Origin of the sequence: Halomonas sp. ANAO-440 (assembly GCF_019915905.1) — a bacterium.
GTDB lineage: Bacteria > Pseudomonadota > Gammaproteobacteria > Pseudomonadales > Halomonadaceae > Halomonas > Halomonas chromatireducens.
Genome location: NZ_JAHXBV010000011.1, coordinates 185,579 through 201,884 on the forward strand (window position 1 = coordinate 185,579; position 16,306 = coordinate 201,884).

Below are 16,306 nucleotides of genomic sequence, written 5' to 3' on the forward strand. Positions count from 1 at the left end.
CTAAAAATATAAGGGAACGGAGGGGGGATGGACAACAACAAGGCAATGTGGCTGCTGGAGAATTTGCTATTTCGTTTGGCTGATCGAAACGACGGAAAGCAGGAGCTACCTGGCATTATCACCGAAGCGGAACAGCAGGCATTAGCAGCAGCTATCAGGGCATTGAGTACACCACCTCAGACGACACCGGAAGAGCCCACCGATACACCCTCTTTGCGTGCAAGGGAGCCGGTAGCCAGTATTGTTGCTGAGAAGTATAGCAGTGGCGTTAGTGGTGCCTTAGCGGACGAAGCGCAGGAAACTGCCGTAGAATCGGAGCCAGTCGATTGTGACGTTGAGATCGAAGAGCCACTAGAGTCGAAAGATGATGAAATTGAGATCAGCTTGCCTAGCTTCGCTGATGAGCCTGTATCGCCGGACTTCAGACTTTGCATAGACTTTGGCACGGCTATGTCCAAGGTAACCCTGGTACACGATGGAGCGGGAAAGGACGGAGGCGACGAGATCCGGGTGCTTGAGCTTGGCGAAGTCGCTGGTCAGGACCCTTCCGACGGCCCTCTAGAGCTGTTGATTTCCTCCGTCTACATTAGCAACGATGGCTTTGTTTATTTTGGCAAGGATGCTCTGGAGGTCTCCGAGCAAGAAGCCGGTGACGGCAACCGTCAGCGTATCGATAACATGAAACGTTTTCTCTCCGAAGACGGTATCGATCAGGTTCTTTCAGATGAGTTCAATCCGACCAGTGTCGAGATTGACTATCGCGATATCGTTCTATTTTACCTTGTCTACCTGACATGGGTGATCAACCAATGCTCGGATGAGCTGGGTTACGAGAAGGCGATCTGCCGGCGGTTCGCTATGCCATGCTTCGAGGTTGGCAAGGCACGACAGTATTCGAGCATGCTCTCCCGCATGCTGGGGGATGCGCAGGTGGTAGCTGATTTAGTGGCTGAGGAGATAAGCGAAGGCATTGTTCTTGATAAACTCAAGCTTATTTGTGATAAGGTTCAGGAAAAGAACTTTGAATACTCCTTTGTTGGAAGCCCCGTCACGGAACCTCTCGGCGTTGCGTCTGCACTGGTTAGTGAGGATGGTGCCGCAAATAATCTATCCATGGTTATCGATATCGGTGCTGGCACTACTGATATTAGTCTTTTCCGTATTCGCGTGGATTCCAATGAGAGTGTTTATGTTGCCAATCAGGTCCCTGGCGCTGCACGCGGTCTGACTATGGCCGGAAATTACATCGATCGTGTGCTGGTGCAGAAAATTCTTTCGTCAGCCGCGATAACCTACCAGTCAGACAATTATCGTCGTATCAGAAATGATCTCGAACGCAAGATCAGAGTGTATAAAGAGGAGCTGTTTGAAACCGGCAGTATCGATGTGCCGCTTCCAAACGGTGAAGTCATCGAGGTGATGCTTGAGGAGCTGCTTCAATCTCAATCTATCCATGAATTTCAGAAAGAGCTTCGCAACAAGATCGTAGAGGTGCTTGAGGAAGTTGATGATTTTATTCTCAGGACTGCTCCGCGTAAAGAGTTGGTTTTGGTGCTGACGGGAGGCGGTGCATCGCTCCCGTTTGTGCGAAGCATGGTGGGAGAAAATATCGAAGCCAGAAATATTTCACTTAAGACTGTCAAATCGCATGATTTCCCTGAATGGCTGGAGGAAGATCATGCGGATCTAGAGAATATTTTTCCTAGGATAGCTGTTTCACTTGGTGGTGCCAGAGAAAATGTCATTGTCCCGTATGATCAGAAAAAGGCAGAAGAAGAGCTAGTTTAATAACCTGTATTCGCTGCCTGAGTATTCTTCACTGGCTATCGCAAGGCCTTGCTCTTCAGCCGCCGGAGAAACCTAAGGCGAAGACCGAGATCTTTGCCAGTACGATGAAAGATTAGCAGGTGTCGAGTCATGACGTGAGCCGGCTGAACCGGGCGAGCGCATGCCCCATACTGGGGGCCACTATCCCAGGTAGGAGAGCCACATGTTGACCCACGACCACCTCAAGTCGCGCCAGCGGGCCGAGCGCCATGCCCATGCAGAGGGCATCGCCCTGCGTATTCATCGTGCGCTGAGCTGGCTGCATCGTGCTGAGCAGTGTGAAGATGAAGATGGCCGTTTCATCTTCCTGTGGATCGCCTTCAACGCCGCCTACGCTAATGACCTGGGAGAACTACGCATCACCGAGGGCCGCATGTTTGGTGACTTCCTCCAGCGGCTGGACGGCCTGGATGACCAGAACCGTCTCTATGAGTTGACCTGGAGCCGCTATCCCACAGCCATCCGCCTACTGCTGGACAATCGCTACGTCTTCCAGCCGTACTGGGATCACCAGAATGGTCTCGGTGGCAGCGAGGACTGGGAGGAGCGCTTCGACGTGGCAAGGCGAGCGGCCAACGCCGCCCTTGCCAGCCACGCCACCGGCACCGTGCTGAGCATCGTCTTCCAGAGGCTGTACACGCTGCGCAACCAGCTGATTCACGGAGGAGCGACCTGGAACAGCTCGGTGAACCGCGAGCAGCTCAGGGACGCCAAAGGAATCCTGGGCGACGTGGTACCTGTCATCATCGAGATCCTGCTGGACAACGCCGGCAAACACTGGGGTGATGCCTGCTATCCGGTACGCTAAACAGAATCACGCACGCCTGTAGAGATGAAATCCTGATGGTGACGTTTCCGCATCAGACTATGATCTCTAGCCGTTGCAGCAGGAGGTGATCAGAAGCTCTTCGATGCTGAGGCGCTCATCATTTGACCGGTGTCGATGCGTATCAACCTCGTGGTCAATGAGAGCGCCGAGCTGATCGAGTCCGTGACGCGGTTGAGCACACCGCGTTCAGGTAGTTGATTGCCTGTCTGGTGGGGGACTGGTCTGCGATCCATAGGAAGGCGCGTAACCTCCATGGGGATCGCCCTCCGTTCTGGCGACGATCGCCCGGGCCGTGGAGAGAATCTCCTGCCGCCAACCAACCGGCTCAATCACTTCCACATTTGCTCCCATGCCCATCAGCCACCACAGGGTCTGCTGTTCGTCGGGCACCTTGGCCGTTAAGCGCTTCCAGTCGCTGTCGGGAAGAGGTGCAAGGTTCTGCTCGATAGCCAGGGGGGTCTCGGTCAGCAGCCAGGCCACCTGGGGCGCCACGTCGGCGACCAGCGTCACATCCTCGGGGCTCTGCCGATAGCCGAAGGCACCGCGGCGGATGTAGTCGTCCAGCTCGAAGTCGGGGGCTTCCCGCCAGGGGGCGTCACTGATCGTGGCGGACTTGAGGCGGTGCAGGGCGAACTGGCGGATGTCCGCGTAGTCATTCACCGTGGCCAGCAGATAGGTAACGCTGTGGCGGCTGACCAGCCCCTGAGGGTGCAAGGTGAAGATCTTCTCCGCTTCGGCGCTGCGCGATAGGTAACGCACGTCCAGTGCCTTCTGCTCTAGCAGAGTTTGGGTGACAGCCTGCCACACACGCTCTTCCAGCGGCGCCGGAATCAATGCCATGCCGTTGGGGATGGCGCGCACGCGCCTGGCCCACTGGCTCAGGCCATTTGTCTCCAGGTCATCAAGCAGCTGCCTGGCATCCCGGAACTGCGGTGACAGCTGGCCCACCACCACCGGCGGCAGCAGGCCCTTCAGGTACTCTTCGGCCAGCACCAGGGTTAGGGCGCTGGGTACGTCCAGTGCCGGCAGGTTGCGGTGGAAGTCGCGATCGAAGTACCAGCGATAGGGCTTATGAGTATCGTCGCAGGTGAGCGGGAAGTGCAGGGCTAACTTATCGCGCAGATCGCGCTGGAGCGAGCGGGTGTCGATCTGGAAGCCACGCTCGTGAAGCTTTTCGAGCAGCACCGGTGTCGAGATGCGCCCGGGGCTACGCGGAATCAGCTGCAGAAGGGTCAGGTAGCGGAACAGGGTATCGCGGATCTCGGACATGGACGGTCCTTGTCGTGAGCGGCCAAGATGGCCTATAGCCTAACCGGATTTAAGTCTGCTCACCAGCGGTTGAGCAGCCATGACGCAATCACTGCAGGCAGTTGTGGACTGCCTAGGTATCGCTTCACCAGCTCATGGATGCGCGGTGGCCAAGTGGTGCTGGGGAGGGATGTCTCCATGGTCACGACGAGCCAGGGAGGGGCGTCCAGGCTGTGTTCGTCATCAAGCAGCGGGTTGTCGGCCAGCCAGGCATACACCTCTGGCAACGGCCTTCCCACGCAGGCGGGAAACAGCACCGCCTGCGGCGGCAGGTGCATCCCCAGCATCAGCAGCGCGGCGTTGACCTCATGATCGCAGGCCAGGTGCCAGCGGCGTAGGTCAGCGTTGGGAGCAGGCTGAAGACGGAAGTGTCCCGCTGCGCAGTGCCAGACCAGGTGGGCCTGCATGAAGCGGCGCGTAGTGTCATCAAGGCCAGCACTCCAGTCTGGGTTCACCAGGAGCCGAGAGCCATCGGTGGTGGCCGTCGCCACGGTCGAATTCGGCGTGATCACGAGTGGAAGATGTTCGGCGAGGAAGGCATTGACTGGCTGAGACATCCGCCAATTAACGCGATCGGCTTGCCACAAGGCATATTGCTGGTGCTCAAGTTTGTGTTCGCCGTGGCGGGCCTGGCCTTCCTGGTTGACTGTCATGACCGTTATCCTTTGATCGCATACACCGAGCAGTAAGCTTCGCGGATAGATGCGACGGTTTGTGTCGCATTTTTCAGTCAATCCTGGTGTTTACCTCAAATGCTCCCTCCTATAGTGCAGTGGTCGGCTGTGTGAAATGAGTGACGAGCTCTCCGTCAAACGTTGGCTCGGAAAAATCTGCATTTTCTCGCTAAAGATTCTTCGGCTTTGGCCGATAATAAATACTGCACTGGCTTTCTTGTTATTAAGAATATGCTGGTTGCTAAAAGACTAATTAAAGTTTGATAAAGGAATTGTCATGCTTAATCGTAGCCTAAAAAAAGATGCAATATCTGAACTAGAAGCAACACATCATAAATACGAAAAGCGGGCTGCCGATGTGACTAAGGCAGCTGAGGCGCTAATGGAGACGCGAGCGAAGTGTAGTGAAGAATTAGTTGGGAGGGTAGAAAGCTATATAAATACTCTGGCGAACTCGCCCAAAGAGTTCGATCGGAGCTTTTCTGAGTTTAAAGCTGAGTATCAGGCTTTCGATGGTCTCATGCAGGAGGTAAGAGCTGAGGCAGAGAGGATTGAGGTTAAAGCCGGAGGTAGCGCTGCGGCAGGTATTAGTGCGGGTGTTGCAACAGCTGCATTTGCACCCAGTGCTGCAATGGCAATTGCCACTACTTTTGGCACTGCCTCAACTGGAACAGCTATCTCGGCACTCTCAGGTGCTGCTGCCTCTAAAGCAGCCTTGGCTTGGTTGGGAGGTGGTGCTTTGGTAGCAGGTGGAAAGGGAATGGCAGGGGGTGCAGCTATTCTTGGTCTCGCCAATCCTGTGGGTATTGCAATCGGTGTTACTGCTTTGGTTGGTAGTGGCTTCTTCGCCCGGAAAAAAAATCGTAAAATTGCCGAGGAATGTCATGTAAAACGTAAGGAGATAGAGGTTCTTGATGCAGCTTTAAAAGCCTCGCTTGTGGATATAGAGAGCTTACATGATGCAACTAAGGAGCACGCCTCAGGTATGGACGCTCTGCTCACATGGCTAAGCGTAAATGGAGCTCAAGACTACCAAGATTTTGATAAAGAAAGTAAGGATAAGCTAGCTGCCTTGGTTAACCATATGCAAATTCTCACACCGCTAATCAATAAGACTGTGTCGAGGTAAGCAATGGCTAATCATCCTCCTAGAGATCACTTGATCAAGGACCAGCTTGCTGGCTTAGTGGTTGACAGTGTAAATAAAGTAAGGCATGAGGCAGAAGCACTTCGGCAAGCTGGCCAAGATCAGGCTTTTTTTCAAGCTCAGGAGCAAGTCAATAAGATTCGCTCGTTCATCGGCAGCCCAGAAAATATACTTGGAAATCCGCTCACCAAGCATGGTGAAATCGCTGAGCAAGTTGAAGTTGGTATTCGTAATGCCCGTGCTGCCGTTAACCTTGAGGCTATGACCGCTACCTTCGAGGGGGTCGGACGAACAGCCAGAGCTGATTATCTCATTGATGGCTTGGACGTTCAGTCAAAGTTTTACAATGGGCCAGGTGGTGGGTCGCTTGGTGGCATAGTCGATCACTTAAGCAAGTATTCTGATTTTACTGAGTCAGGCGGCTACTACCATATACCAAAAGATCAATATGATATTGTAAATCGGATTGCCTCAGGAGAGGCTTCTGGTATTAATTATTCGGGTGGCGAGCTGAATGACTCCACAATTAACTCAATAAGAGCTAAGGTTGAGGAGATTGAGAGGCGAACCGGTTTGCCTTTTAATGAGGCTGTTAAGCCTGGGGTTTCTGATTATTCAGAGGTTCAGCAAGGCGCAATTCATGACACCCTTGATCGCCATGATAATGATATTAAGAAAATAAATGAGCGTCGTAAGGAAGAGATTTATAAGGAGCACGAAGCCTCTTTTTCTGAAGGGGTTAAGGCAACCGGGATTGCTGCCGGTATTGGTGGTGGCGTTGCTTTAGGTGTTTCTCTATATGGGAAGTATCGTGAGGGAAAGAACCCCTTCAGAGGTGATTTTGCGCAGAAAGACTGGGCGGAAGTAGGTATTACAACTGCTAAGGGGGCTATTGGCGGGGCGGTTGCGGGCGCGTCACTCTATGCTATGACCAATTATGTTGGCATGGGGGCGCCGTTCGCTTCTTCAGTAGTGAGTGCTACCAAAGGTGTCGCCTCTTTGTCCTTACAGTTGAAGAAAGGAGAAATTAATGCAGATGAGTTTGTCGATCTGGGGATGATAGTTTGTTCGGAAGCTGCAATTGTAGCGATGGCCACTGTAGCAGGACAGGCAGCGATTCCAGTCCCAGTTCTTGGTTCTTTCGTGGGCGCGCTTGCTGGTAGGGTACTTGCTGAAGCTGCGACAGGTGCAACTGCAGAAGTTGCTGAACGGCTCGAAGCGGACATGCAGGAGTTTTTGGAACGTGTTGATGCCGAGTCGAAAATGCTACTTGCGGAAATAAATTCTGAATATGCCGCACTGGGTAGCATTATGGAGGCTGCATTCATGGTAGAGCTTAACTATGGCCTACGCGAGCGTAGTTTAGCTCTTGCGGAAGTGTTTGATGTGCCAAAAGAACAGCTAATCCATAATGATGGTGAGTTAGACAATTTTATGCTTTCATGAAAATTGAAACTAAAGTTGCAATGGCAAGTTGGCTGAGACAGCAGGAGAACCCCTGCTGTCTTATCAGGCTTTTTTCGTTATATAGTTAGCCCACTCCTGCATCATCGCACGCCGCTTCTCGAACAGATCGCCACGCCGGTATGCAGCCTCCACCTTGTTCTCGATGGTGTGAGCCAGCGCCATTTCGGCCACATCACGGGGGTAGCTGGTGACCTCCCCGGTCCAGTCGCGAAAGCTCGAGCGGAAGCCGTGGGGTACATAGTCTCCACAATTGCCACCGACGCCATACCCCATGCCGCGCATCAGTTGCAGCATTGCCATGTTCGACAGGGGCCTGCCGAGCCGTGCCCCAGGGAATACGTATGGGTTACCCTGCACCCGCGGCAGGTCGGAAAGCAGTGACACAGCCTGGGTGGATAGCGGAACCCTATGCTCCCGGCGCGCTTTCATGCGATCGGCTGGTATCGCCCAGGTCTCATTGTCGAGGTCGATTTCTGGCCACTCCGAGCGTAGGACTTCCGAGGTGCGTGTCGCTGTCAGCATCAGTAGCTGCAGCGCCTTGGAGGAAATGCTGGTATTGCCCTGAAGCTCGGCCATGAAGGCAGCAACTTCATCGTATGGCATAGCGGGGTGGTGGCTGACCTTCTTGACCCGGGAGGGCTTGGCCAGCAGCTTGTCCAAGTGGCCGCGCCATCGCGCAGGATTGGCTTCATCGCGGTACTTGTGAGCTGCGGCATAGTCCAGGACGTTTTCGATTCGCCCCTGTACCCGCTTGGCTGTTTCTGTCTTCGATGTCCAGATAGGATTGAGAATCGATACGATATCTTGGGTGTCGATCTCGTCCACTGGCATATTGCCAATTACCGGGCGAGCGTATGTTTTCAGCGTGCTGACCCACTGTCGAGCGTGTTTCGCATTGCGCCAACTGCGCCGGTGGGATTGGATGTACCGAGCAGCGCAACTCGTGAAGGTTGGCGTAGAGGTCTCTTGCTGTTCTGCATCTCGTGCCTGAATCGGGTCGGCTCCGTCCTTGGCGAGACGACGGTAATGCTCAGCCTTGCGACGAGCATCAGCCAGGCCGGTGTCAGGGAAGCTTCCCAGCCCCATCTCACGGCGCTTGCCCTTCAGCGTGAATCGGAGCACCCACTTCTTTGCTCCGCCCCCTGAGACTACCAGACGAAGGCCGCCGCCATCCTCATGCTTGCCAGGCCCTGCTGTGGCGACCTTGCGTGGACTGAGTTTGTGTATTGCCATCGCTGCCCTTTCTCCATGGCAGGGGAATGCTGGTCCCCCAAATGGTCCCCCAAGATGATAGGATTACGATAGACCTTGCGGGACGTTGATGCAATACAAGTGTCTGATATTAAATGGATGAGTAGAGCTTTCAGGACATCCTGGGAAACTAAGATAACGGACTCCCCCTCCGCCACTGAATATAGATAAGCCGCTGATTTCAGAGGCTTTTTCTTTTTACATCTTTCAATAGCCCATACTCCAGCCCATACTTTGTTCCTGGCTTCCCCTGAACTCTCCTGGAGCCTCTCGGACAATCGAGCTGCGCCTGACTCACTTCGAGAGCCCGTCCCCGCCTTGATTTCAGCCTTCTGCATTGAGTGCATTCTTTCTGTATCCCGTTAATTCCTTTCTGCAAACCACCACTTCCACTCTTCAGGGCATACCCCATCCGGTCTTGCGGAGGCACGTTGGCCACAGCGCCTTGGATGATCAGCGTAGGGCTTCAGCTTATCTTGGGTATCTCTTCCCAGCGCGTAGTCCAGCGCGGCGTTCGATGGGCACAGCGCAAGTGCCAGGCAGCGCCCGGGCTTGGGGTACCCAACTTCACTGTGCCGCGGCCCATCTTCTGGTTGAGCTTGTCTAGCGTGGCCATGAGCTTGTGGCTGCGCTCGCGCTCGGCCTCGCTTTGTGGGGTATCGAGTAGCGAGAGTTGCTGGCGGTTGGCATCGACCAGGTCGAGCAGCATGACGCCGGCTTTCATGAACTGGTAGTGGGGCCGGTAGATCTCCTCGAGGGCGTGGCTGGCGGCGTGGAGGATCTCGCGGCTGTCGTCGGTGGGGTGCGCGAGCTCGACGACGACGCTGGGGGAGTACTGCGGCAGGTCTGGCCGGTGGCGGTTGGTCTTGAGAAAGACCATGACGGCGCGGGCGAGGCTGTCCTGGCTGCGGAGCTTTTCGGCGCTGCGCTGGCCGTGCTGGCGAATGGCTTGGTGGATCTCGGCCTTGTTCTCGGTGAGGCGGCCGAATGAGCGCGAGGTCATGATGCGCTGGCGGCCTTCGTTGGGGTCATTCATGTCGATGGCAGGCTTGCCCTGCAGCTCGATCACGGTGCGCTCGAGGGTGGTGCTGAACTTGCGCTTGATGGCTTTGTGGTCTTGCTGGGCGAGGTCCCAGGCGGTGCGCAGGCCCATGACGGCGAGGCGTTCGCGCAGGCGGCCGCCGACGCCCCAGATATCGTCTAGGGGTGTGCGCTGCAGGATGCCTTTGAGTTCGGCGCTGCCGGCGTTGAGCACGCAGACGCCGCCGTAGCCGTCGATCTTCTTGGCGGCGCGGTTGGCGAGCTTGGCCAGGGTGCGGGTGGGGGCGATGCCGACGCAGACGGGAATGCCGGTGTAGCGGCGCACCTTGTGATGCAGCTCCCGGGCGTGCTCGAGCAGGGCGGCGGGGGTGAAGCCGTGAAAGTGAGCGAACATCTCGTCGATGGAGTAGGGCTCGACCTCGGGGGTGGACTCTTCGAGCACGGATTGCACGCGGCGGCTCATGTCGCCGTAGAGCTCGTAGTTGGAGGAAAGCAGGTGGATCTGGCCGCTGCGCACCAGGTGCTGCAGCTGAAAGGCAGGCGCGCCCATCTCGACCAGGGGCTTGATTTCGTTGCTGCGGGCGATGACGCAGCCGTCGTTGTTGGACATGACGCCCACGGGGCGGCCATTGAGGCGCGGGTTGAAGACGCGCTCGCAGCTGACGTAGAAGTTGTTGCAGTCGATAAGGCCGATCATGGCTACACCTGGAATTCGTGGATGACGGAGCGGACCACGCCCCACACCTGGCAGTCGAGGTCGGTGAGGGCGACGGGCTGGTAGCGCGGGTTGCCCGAGCAGAGGTAGGGACGGTTGCCGATCTGCTGGTAGCGCTTGATGGTGATCTCGCCCTCGACCAGGGCGACCAGGATGTGCCCGGGGCGCGGGTCAAGGGAGCGATCGACGACCAGGGTATCGCCGTCGTGAATGCCGAAGGCGTCCATGCTGTCGCCAGTGACGCCCATGAAAAAGGTGCTAGCGGGGCGCTTGATGAGGTGCTCGTTGAGGTCGAGCGTGCGGCCCTCGTAGTCCTGGGCTGGGCTGGGAAAGCCCGACAGCCCAGCGCGGCCGAGGGCTAGCGGGTACGGTAGTGCCAATGGTGGCGGCGCGGGATGAGCGCGATAGGGGGTATTGGGTTGCATGGAATGGTGCCTCTCTCTGTATGCTGTATCTATGTACAGTATCAGCTGTGGCACGGCTCCTGCCAAGGCCTGCCTTTCACGGTTGCTCGCTGAGCATGGGCAAGCTAGTGATGAAAATGCTAGGGTGACGGGACATTAGAATCCTAAGAATAAATGCCATGATCGAAACACTGAACGCTTCAGATGGGATGTCGCTTCACGACCCAAAGCGGACATGCCGGAAAAGGCAGCATGCTCGTTCATTGGGGATCTGCAGCAGGCACGATGATCGGTGCTACGTTTCAAAATATTACTTAATTTCTAGTGTTTTCAATAATATAAGAGATGGGCGAGCGCGCAAGATAACATTATTGAACGTGCGTGCGCGTTCAGGTGGAATATCAAGCGTGCGGCCTAATGCCTGTTGAACTAAACCGCTTCGCGGTAGCTGTCGTCGCATCCTGTCTTTCGCCCCATCGCACCACACTGTTCATTGACCCACGTGGGTCAGAGAACAGGAGTGATGACGATGACTGCCTTACGACAGAAGATGATCGAGGCCATGCGTCAGCGTGGCTTTGCGCAACGTACCCACACGACCTACCTGATGGTGATCACCGACCTGGCGTGCTACTTCCATCGGTCGCCTGACACGTTGAGCACCGACGACTTGCAGCACTTCTTCCACCATCTGGTCCAGGAACGTGGTTTGTCCGCCGCCAGCTGCCGCGTCTACCTGCATGGCGTGCGCTTCCTATACTTGCACGTGCTGCACTGGCCGTCGGTGGAGGTATCGCTGGTGGTGCCGAAGGCACCGCAGCGGATTCCAGAGCTGCTGACGCGCGACGAGGTGAGGCGGATCCTGGCCGCGTGCCACAACCCCAAGCATCGCATGATGCTCGAACTGTGCTATGGCTGCGGACTGCGCGTGAGCGAGGTCTGCCACCTGCGGGTCAGCGACATCGACAGCCAGCGCGGTCAGCTGCGTGTGGCCCAGGGCAAGGGCGCCAAAGACCGTATGGTGCTGCTCACGGCGACCCTGATCGATCGCTTGCGCGATTACTGGCGAGCCTATCGACCGCGGACCTGGTTGTTTCCGAGTGCCCTGTTCCCGGATCGTGCGCTGCATCTGAGTGCGCCACAGAGGGCCTTTAGCAAGGCCAAGCGGCTGGCCGGTGTCGAGCGCATCGGAGGCATCCACAGCCTGCGTCATGCCTATGCCACGCATGTGCTGGAACAGGGGCTGCCGGTGCATCAGCTGCAGCGTCTGCTGGGCCACCGCAGCGTCCAGTCCACGATGCGCTACATGCACTGGCTGCCGGGGCAGCAGGGGGCCGGTCAGGCGCCTATCGACCTGGTCGCGTCCCTGGAGGTGGGGCATGGCTAAGACCGCCACCCTCCAACAGGCCTTGCTGCGCTTTCTTGACCTGGCCAGCCTCGATCGTCAACGCCGCCGGGTATGCCATCACCTGCTGGCGTGTCGTACCGAGGCGATGGGCGGCATGATCCTCACGTGTACGGACTGCGACCACACCCAGCCGCACTACTTCGGCTGTCGTGATCGCCACTGTCCGCAGTGCCAGGGCCGCGCCATGCACCAGTGGGCCGAGCGTCAGCAAGCGAATATCCTGCCGGTGCGCTACTACCATGTCGTGTTCACGCTGCCCCACCGCCTCAACGGCTGGGTTCAGCTGCATCCCGAGGTGATCCACCGGCTGCTGTTCCAGAGCGCCTGGCAGACGCTGCGCACCTTCGGTCGCGATCCCAAGCGCCTTGGCGGCGACATGGGCATGAGTGCCGTGCTCCACACCTGGGGCCAGAACCTGAGCCAGCATGTGCACCTGCACTGCCTGGTTCCTGGCGGAGCCTTGGGCGACGATGGCCGCTGGCATGGTGCGCGTAGCCATTACCTGTTCCCGGTGCGGGCGCTATCGCGCCACTTTCGCGGTCACATGGTCAGCGCCCTGCGCCGGGCGGCTACCGCCGGCGAGCTCCACCGGGTCACCCGGCCCGGTGACGTGGATCACCAGCTCAATGCCCTGATGGCCACCGAGTGGGTGGTCTACAGCAAGGACTGCCTCGAGCACACCCAGGCCGTGGTCCGTTACCTGGCACGCTACACGCGCCAGATCGCCATCAGTAACGCCCGCATCCTCGCCGTGGACGACCACCAGGTCACCCTGCTCTACAAGGATTACCGTGACCGTGACCGCCACAAACGGCTCGTTCTTGATGGCGAAGAGTTCGTGCGCCGCTTCCTGCTTCACGTCCTGCCCAAGGGGCTGATGCGGGTCCGTCACTACGGCTTTCTGGCCAATCGCTGCCGGCGACGACGACTGGCCCAGATCCGCCAAGCGCTGATGGTGGCGGAGACGGCACCGGAGGCCGTTACTACCACCAACGACGAAGATCGCGTCTACACCTGCCCGCACTGCCGGCGATCGACACTGCGCGCCACCGGGGCCCTTACGCCTCAGCGGCCGCCCCTCGGTCGACCACCCAACCACAGGGGACAACGCTATCGAGCATGAGGTAACGCCAGACATACCACGGAATCGGGCCAGACAATGGACTCGACGATCCGGCCCGCTAGCGGGCCGTGGCGGCACTCGTTCTGGCGATGGCTTTTGGCCAGTCGGCGCGTTACGTTGGGGTAAATTGGGTCGGGAAAAGATGGGCATAGTGATCACGAACATTGTTTATACACGTCACCAGGGCACTGCGGCCGAGCGATCTATCTGCCCAGGCAGCGCAGCGGCCAATACAATACCCTATAGAAGCGGCGCAGCAGCTTGACGGGCGGCTTAGTCCAACAGGCATTTATTCGCCATGCTGCGCACAGCGAACAAATGCTGAACAGTTAGCCGTCAAGGGGGAAAGGTATGGAGACAGCCGAAATCGCAGAACCGCTATCAGGTGACAAGCTGTATCAGAAACGAGCGCGTAAGGCCTTGCCAATTCTTGTAAGGCAGGCGCTTGCTTGTACTCCGATTACGTATGAGGATCTTGCAGATGAACTGGCAATGCCAAATCCACGCAATCTGAACTATGTCCTCGGAAGCATCGGAACTGCCCTTGGCAATCTTGCTGAGGATTGGGAGGAAGAAGTCCCACCTGTTCAGTGCTTGGTTGTGAACAAGACCACCCGCCTACCAGGCGAGGGAATTGCGTGGTTTTTGAGCGATCTAAAGACGTACAAAAAACTACCAATGAAGCAGAAACGGGAGTTGGTTCAAGCAGAGCTGACCAAAATATATTCCTACAAGCACTGGCCTGAGGTGCTCAAATATTTCGGGCTCAAACCAGATGCGTCTGATTACAACAATCTCCAAACTAAAGCAGCCCGGGGGTATGGCGGTGAGGGGCCCGAGCATAAAGCGCTAAAGGAGTTCATCTGCACACATCCAGAATCAGTGGGGATTTCCGCAGCTTTCGGAAACGGTGAGGAGGAGCATCCGTTGCCGTCCGGTGACTCAATAGATGTACTTTTTCAAAAGGGGGCTGAGCAAGTCGCAGTTGAAGTTAAGCCCGCTTCGTCCGGGGAGGCCGAGATCGTCAGAGGGCTATACCAGTGCATCAAGTATGTTGCAGTGTTGGATGCTCGGCAGTCTGTGGAGCGGAAGCCCCAGAACGCTAGGGCAATTCTCGCACTTGGCGGAAACTTTCCTCGTTCATTGGTCGGCCTTAGAAACATGCTCGGAGTTTCGGTCTGTGAGAACGTCAGTGCAGTTGCCGGCTAAAAAATTGCTGCAGGTGACGTTTGATCCGCCACGCACTTTTTGCTATCGCAAAAGCACGCCTCGCCTCAAACGTCACCTGAGCTCACGCGTTAGGTATCAAGAATGAGAACCATGGAACAGAAAATAGAGTGTATAAGAAGGGTTATTCTTAATGCTCAAGATCATATTCAAGTAGGAGATCCAAAAAGAGTATATTCACAGTATGTGCGTTATGCTTTAGATGAGGTTTCAGGTATAAATTTCTGTAGATCGGTTAAGGCAAAAGGTTTGAAACGAAAGGATGTGATTCATGAGCATGTTGTTCCGCATTTAATAGTAATGGATAAGCTTCTTTCTTTAGATCAGTTGACGAATGAGAATATAATAAATGTAATAAATAAGTACTATGTGATTTGCGCCATTACAAAAGAAGAAGACAAAAAATTAAATGCTGCGGGTCTAAGGTCAAAAATGCCAAAAAATTGGAACGATGAAAGCGGTAGTGTTTTTGCGCGGTACGAGACAGTAGGGATTGATATTTTAAATGTTGAAAAGGAAAATTGCTAATAATAGTAATCGCTTGACGGATAAGCTACGCTTTTCAGATCAAGTGTTGTAGTCGTCCTACATTAGGATATTTCCAATGACCGCTCTTGGCCGAATGGTGAATTTCAGCCTATGCTGATGGAGTTGCGGAGGCAGTTGGCAATCCATAGCTGGTGTAGGGACAAGTTGCATGATAGTTTATCAATATCATCCAGCCTATAGGGTTATTCGCACTTCATTTCCAGTATATGGTTTTTATTCTTTTATGATTGGCTGCGTGCGTGAGCGATGCTCGAAATAACTAGAGCTAAGGTGTCGGTGTGGACCAGCGAATAAGCGAATTGAAAGTCTAGTCTAGTTAGTTTTAAGGAGAGTTAAATGGAAAAGTTCAACAGGTTGGTCGCTTTACTTTTCGGGACGTTGTACGAAGAGTTTCCGGTTCCTTATCGACTCGATGCGGCGAAATTTCTGGAAAAAGTAATAGATCAGAGCGACGAGGAAGGGGCGTTTAACTTTCCAGAATATTTTGAAAGTACTGTTAAGTGGCTAGAAACAGCTGGCTATATTTGGATTGTTAATGACTATACGACACTTGGCGGTTACGAAGTTGAGGTGGTACTTAGTGAAAAGGGGTTGGAAGCACTCCGTCAAGTACCGAGTTCGCTGGAGGGGAGTGAGTCTATAGGTGAGAGATTCGCAAGCTTTACTAAGTCGAAAACTTCAGAGGCTTTAAGCACTCTCATATCAATTGCCATTAGTAGCGCAATTAATGGTGGTACCGCTCCCTCCTAATCAAGCCAAGCGCCGTGACAGTTTTTCGGTTGCAGCTTCGACTGACTTAAGATGTACCGCGAGATGAAAATAACATATACAAGCGTATGTTCATCGTCCGCTTCTGGCCGAAAGTGGAAGGTTCGCCTATGCTTGATGCAAGGCAATTTTCTGCTTATGACGCAAAAATGACATTCAGGAAAAGGCAGCAGGCATGGTCATTGCCGTTAGTTATTTCATGAAAATTCAGAAATTTCTTATTAATACCGAACCTTGAGGCTAAAACTTTGTTGAACCTGCTGCTTGTCGCGATCGGGGTTTTGCTTCTGACAGGTGGCGGTGAGGCGCTTATCAGAGGTTCACTGGCTGCTGCAAATCGACTGGGGATTTCACCTTTGCTCAGCGGGTTGCTGATTGTAGGTTTCGGTACGTCTGCTCCAGAGTTGGTTGTTTCAATCGAAGCGGCTTTGAGTGAGCGGCCAGACATCGCAATCGGTAACGTTGTGGGGAGCAATATTGGCAATATATTGCTGATTCTAGGTTTGTGCGCGCTGATAACCCCCCACTGTCAAGCTAGATGGAGCCTCAGCGGCTGTTAGACTCTGAA

At 55.1% G+C, this 16,306-nt stretch carries 14 protein-coding genes and 1 pseudogene; 10 read left to right on the forward strand and 5 right to left on the reverse strand.

Annotation, left to right across the window (positions count from 1 at the left end):
- Positions 1-27 precede the first annotated feature (27 nt).
- Together KZO25_RS10160 and KZO25_RS10165 are read left to right on the forward strand one after the other, a co-directional pair.
- On the forward strand, positions 28-1,788 hold the full coding sequence (locus KZO25_RS10160; RefSeq protein WP_223136860.1) for a hypothetical protein: 1,761 nt from the start codon (positions 28-30) through the stop codon (positions 1,786-1,788).
- Positions 1,789-1,990: 202 nt separating this feature from the next.
- Positions 1,991-2,635: a HEPN domain-containing protein gene (locus KZO25_RS10165; protein ID WP_223136861.1), complete on the forward strand. Its 645-nt coding sequence runs from the start codon at positions 1,991-1,993 to the stop codon at positions 2,633-2,635.
- 207 nt (positions 2,636-2,842) lie between these two features.
- On the opposite strand, the gene KZO25_RS10170 is transcribed toward KZO25_RS10165, so the two are convergent.
- Positions 2,843-3,925 carry a helix-turn-helix transcriptional regulator gene (locus KZO25_RS10170; RefSeq protein WP_223136862.1) on the reverse strand — a complete coding sequence of 361 codons (1,083 nt, stop codon included), beginning with the start codon at positions 3,923-3,925 and terminating at the stop codon, positions 2,843-2,845.
- Between the two features lie 59 nt (positions 3,926-3,984).
- Positions 3,985-4,617, reverse strand: coding sequence for a DUF2201 family putative metallopeptidase (locus KZO25_RS10175; protein ID WP_223136863.1), 633 nt, complete (start codon positions 4,615-4,617; stop codon positions 3,985-3,987).
- Positions 4,618-4,915: 298 nt separating this feature from the next.
- Here KZO25_RS10175 and KZO25_RS10180 point away from each other — a divergent pair, with 298 nt between their 5' ends.
- Both KZO25_RS10180 and KZO25_RS10185 read left to right on the forward strand, forming a co-directional pair.
- Positions 4,916-5,767, forward strand: coding sequence for a hypothetical protein (locus tag KZO25_RS10180; RefSeq protein WP_223136864.1), 852 nt, complete (start codon positions 4,916-4,918; stop codon positions 5,765-5,767).
- Between the two features lie 30 nt (positions 5,768-5,797).
- Positions 5,798-7,231 carry a hypothetical protein gene (locus KZO25_RS10185; protein WP_223136865.1) on the forward strand — a complete coding sequence of 478 codons (1,434 nt, stop codon included), beginning with the start codon at positions 5,798-5,800 and terminating at the stop codon, positions 7,229-7,231.
- Between the two features lie 63 nt (positions 7,232-7,294).
- Here KZO25_RS10185 and KZO25_RS10190 read toward each other — a convergent pair whose 3' ends face one another.
- From KZO25_RS10190 to KZO25_RS10200, 3 genes are all read right to left on the reverse strand, one after another.
- Positions 7,295-8,485, reverse strand: coding sequence for a tyrosine-type recombinase/integrase (locus KZO25_RS10190; protein WP_223136866.1), 1,191 nt, complete (start codon positions 8,483-8,485; stop codon positions 7,295-7,297).
- 484 nt (positions 8,486-8,969) lie between these two features.
- Complete coding sequence (locus KZO25_RS10195) at positions 8,970-10,241, reverse strand: Y-family DNA polymerase (RefSeq protein ID WP_223136867.1); 1,272 nt, start codon at positions 10,239-10,241, stop codon at positions 8,970-8,972.
- A gap of 2 nt (positions 10,242-10,243) precedes the next feature.
- Positions 10,244-10,684 carry a LexA family protein gene (locus KZO25_RS10200; protein WP_223136868.1) on the reverse strand — a complete coding sequence of 147 codons (441 nt, stop codon included), beginning with the start codon at positions 10,682-10,684 and terminating at the stop codon, positions 10,244-10,246.
- A 508-nt stretch (positions 10,685-11,192) separates the two neighbouring features.
- Here KZO25_RS10200 and KZO25_RS10205 point away from each other — a divergent pair.
- The 6 genes and pseudogenes from KZO25_RS10205 to KZO25_RS10230 form a co-directional block, all read left to right on the forward strand.
- Complete coding sequence (locus KZO25_RS10205; RefSeq protein ID WP_223136869.1) at positions 11,193-12,050, forward strand: tyrosine-type recombinase/integrase; 858 nt, start codon at positions 11,193-11,195, stop codon at positions 12,048-12,050.
- Positions 12,043-13,194, forward strand: a complete 1,152-nt coding sequence (locus tag KZO25_RS10210; protein ID WP_223136870.1) for an IS91 family transposase — start codon at positions 12,043-12,045, stop codon at positions 13,192-13,194. The genes KZO25_RS10205 and KZO25_RS10210 overlap by 8 nt, the downstream gene beginning before the upstream one ends.
- A 351-nt stretch (positions 13,195-13,545) precedes the next feature.
- The gene (locus KZO25_RS10215) at positions 13,546-14,403 is read left to right on the forward strand and encodes a hypothetical protein (protein WP_223136871.1); all 858 of its coding nucleotides are present in this window, start codon (positions 13,546-13,548) and stop codon (positions 14,401-14,403) included.
- Positions 14,404-14,514: 111 nt separating this feature from the next.
- The gene (locus tag KZO25_RS10220) at positions 14,515-14,949 is read left to right on the forward strand and encodes a hypothetical protein (protein WP_223136872.1); all 435 of its coding nucleotides are present in this window, start codon (positions 14,515-14,517) and stop codon (positions 14,947-14,949) included.
- A gap of 357 nt (positions 14,950-15,306) precedes the next feature.
- Positions 15,307-15,720: a hypothetical protein gene (locus tag KZO25_RS10225; RefSeq protein WP_223136873.1), complete on the forward strand. Its 414-nt coding sequence runs from the start codon at positions 15,307-15,309 to the stop codon at positions 15,718-15,720.
- A gap of 269 nt (positions 15,721-15,989) precedes the next feature.
- Positions 15,990-16,262 (forward strand): annotated as a pseudogene (locus tag KZO25_RS10230) (sodium:calcium antiporter); the annotation flags it as partial.
- Positions 16,263-16,306: the final 44 nt, after the last annotated feature.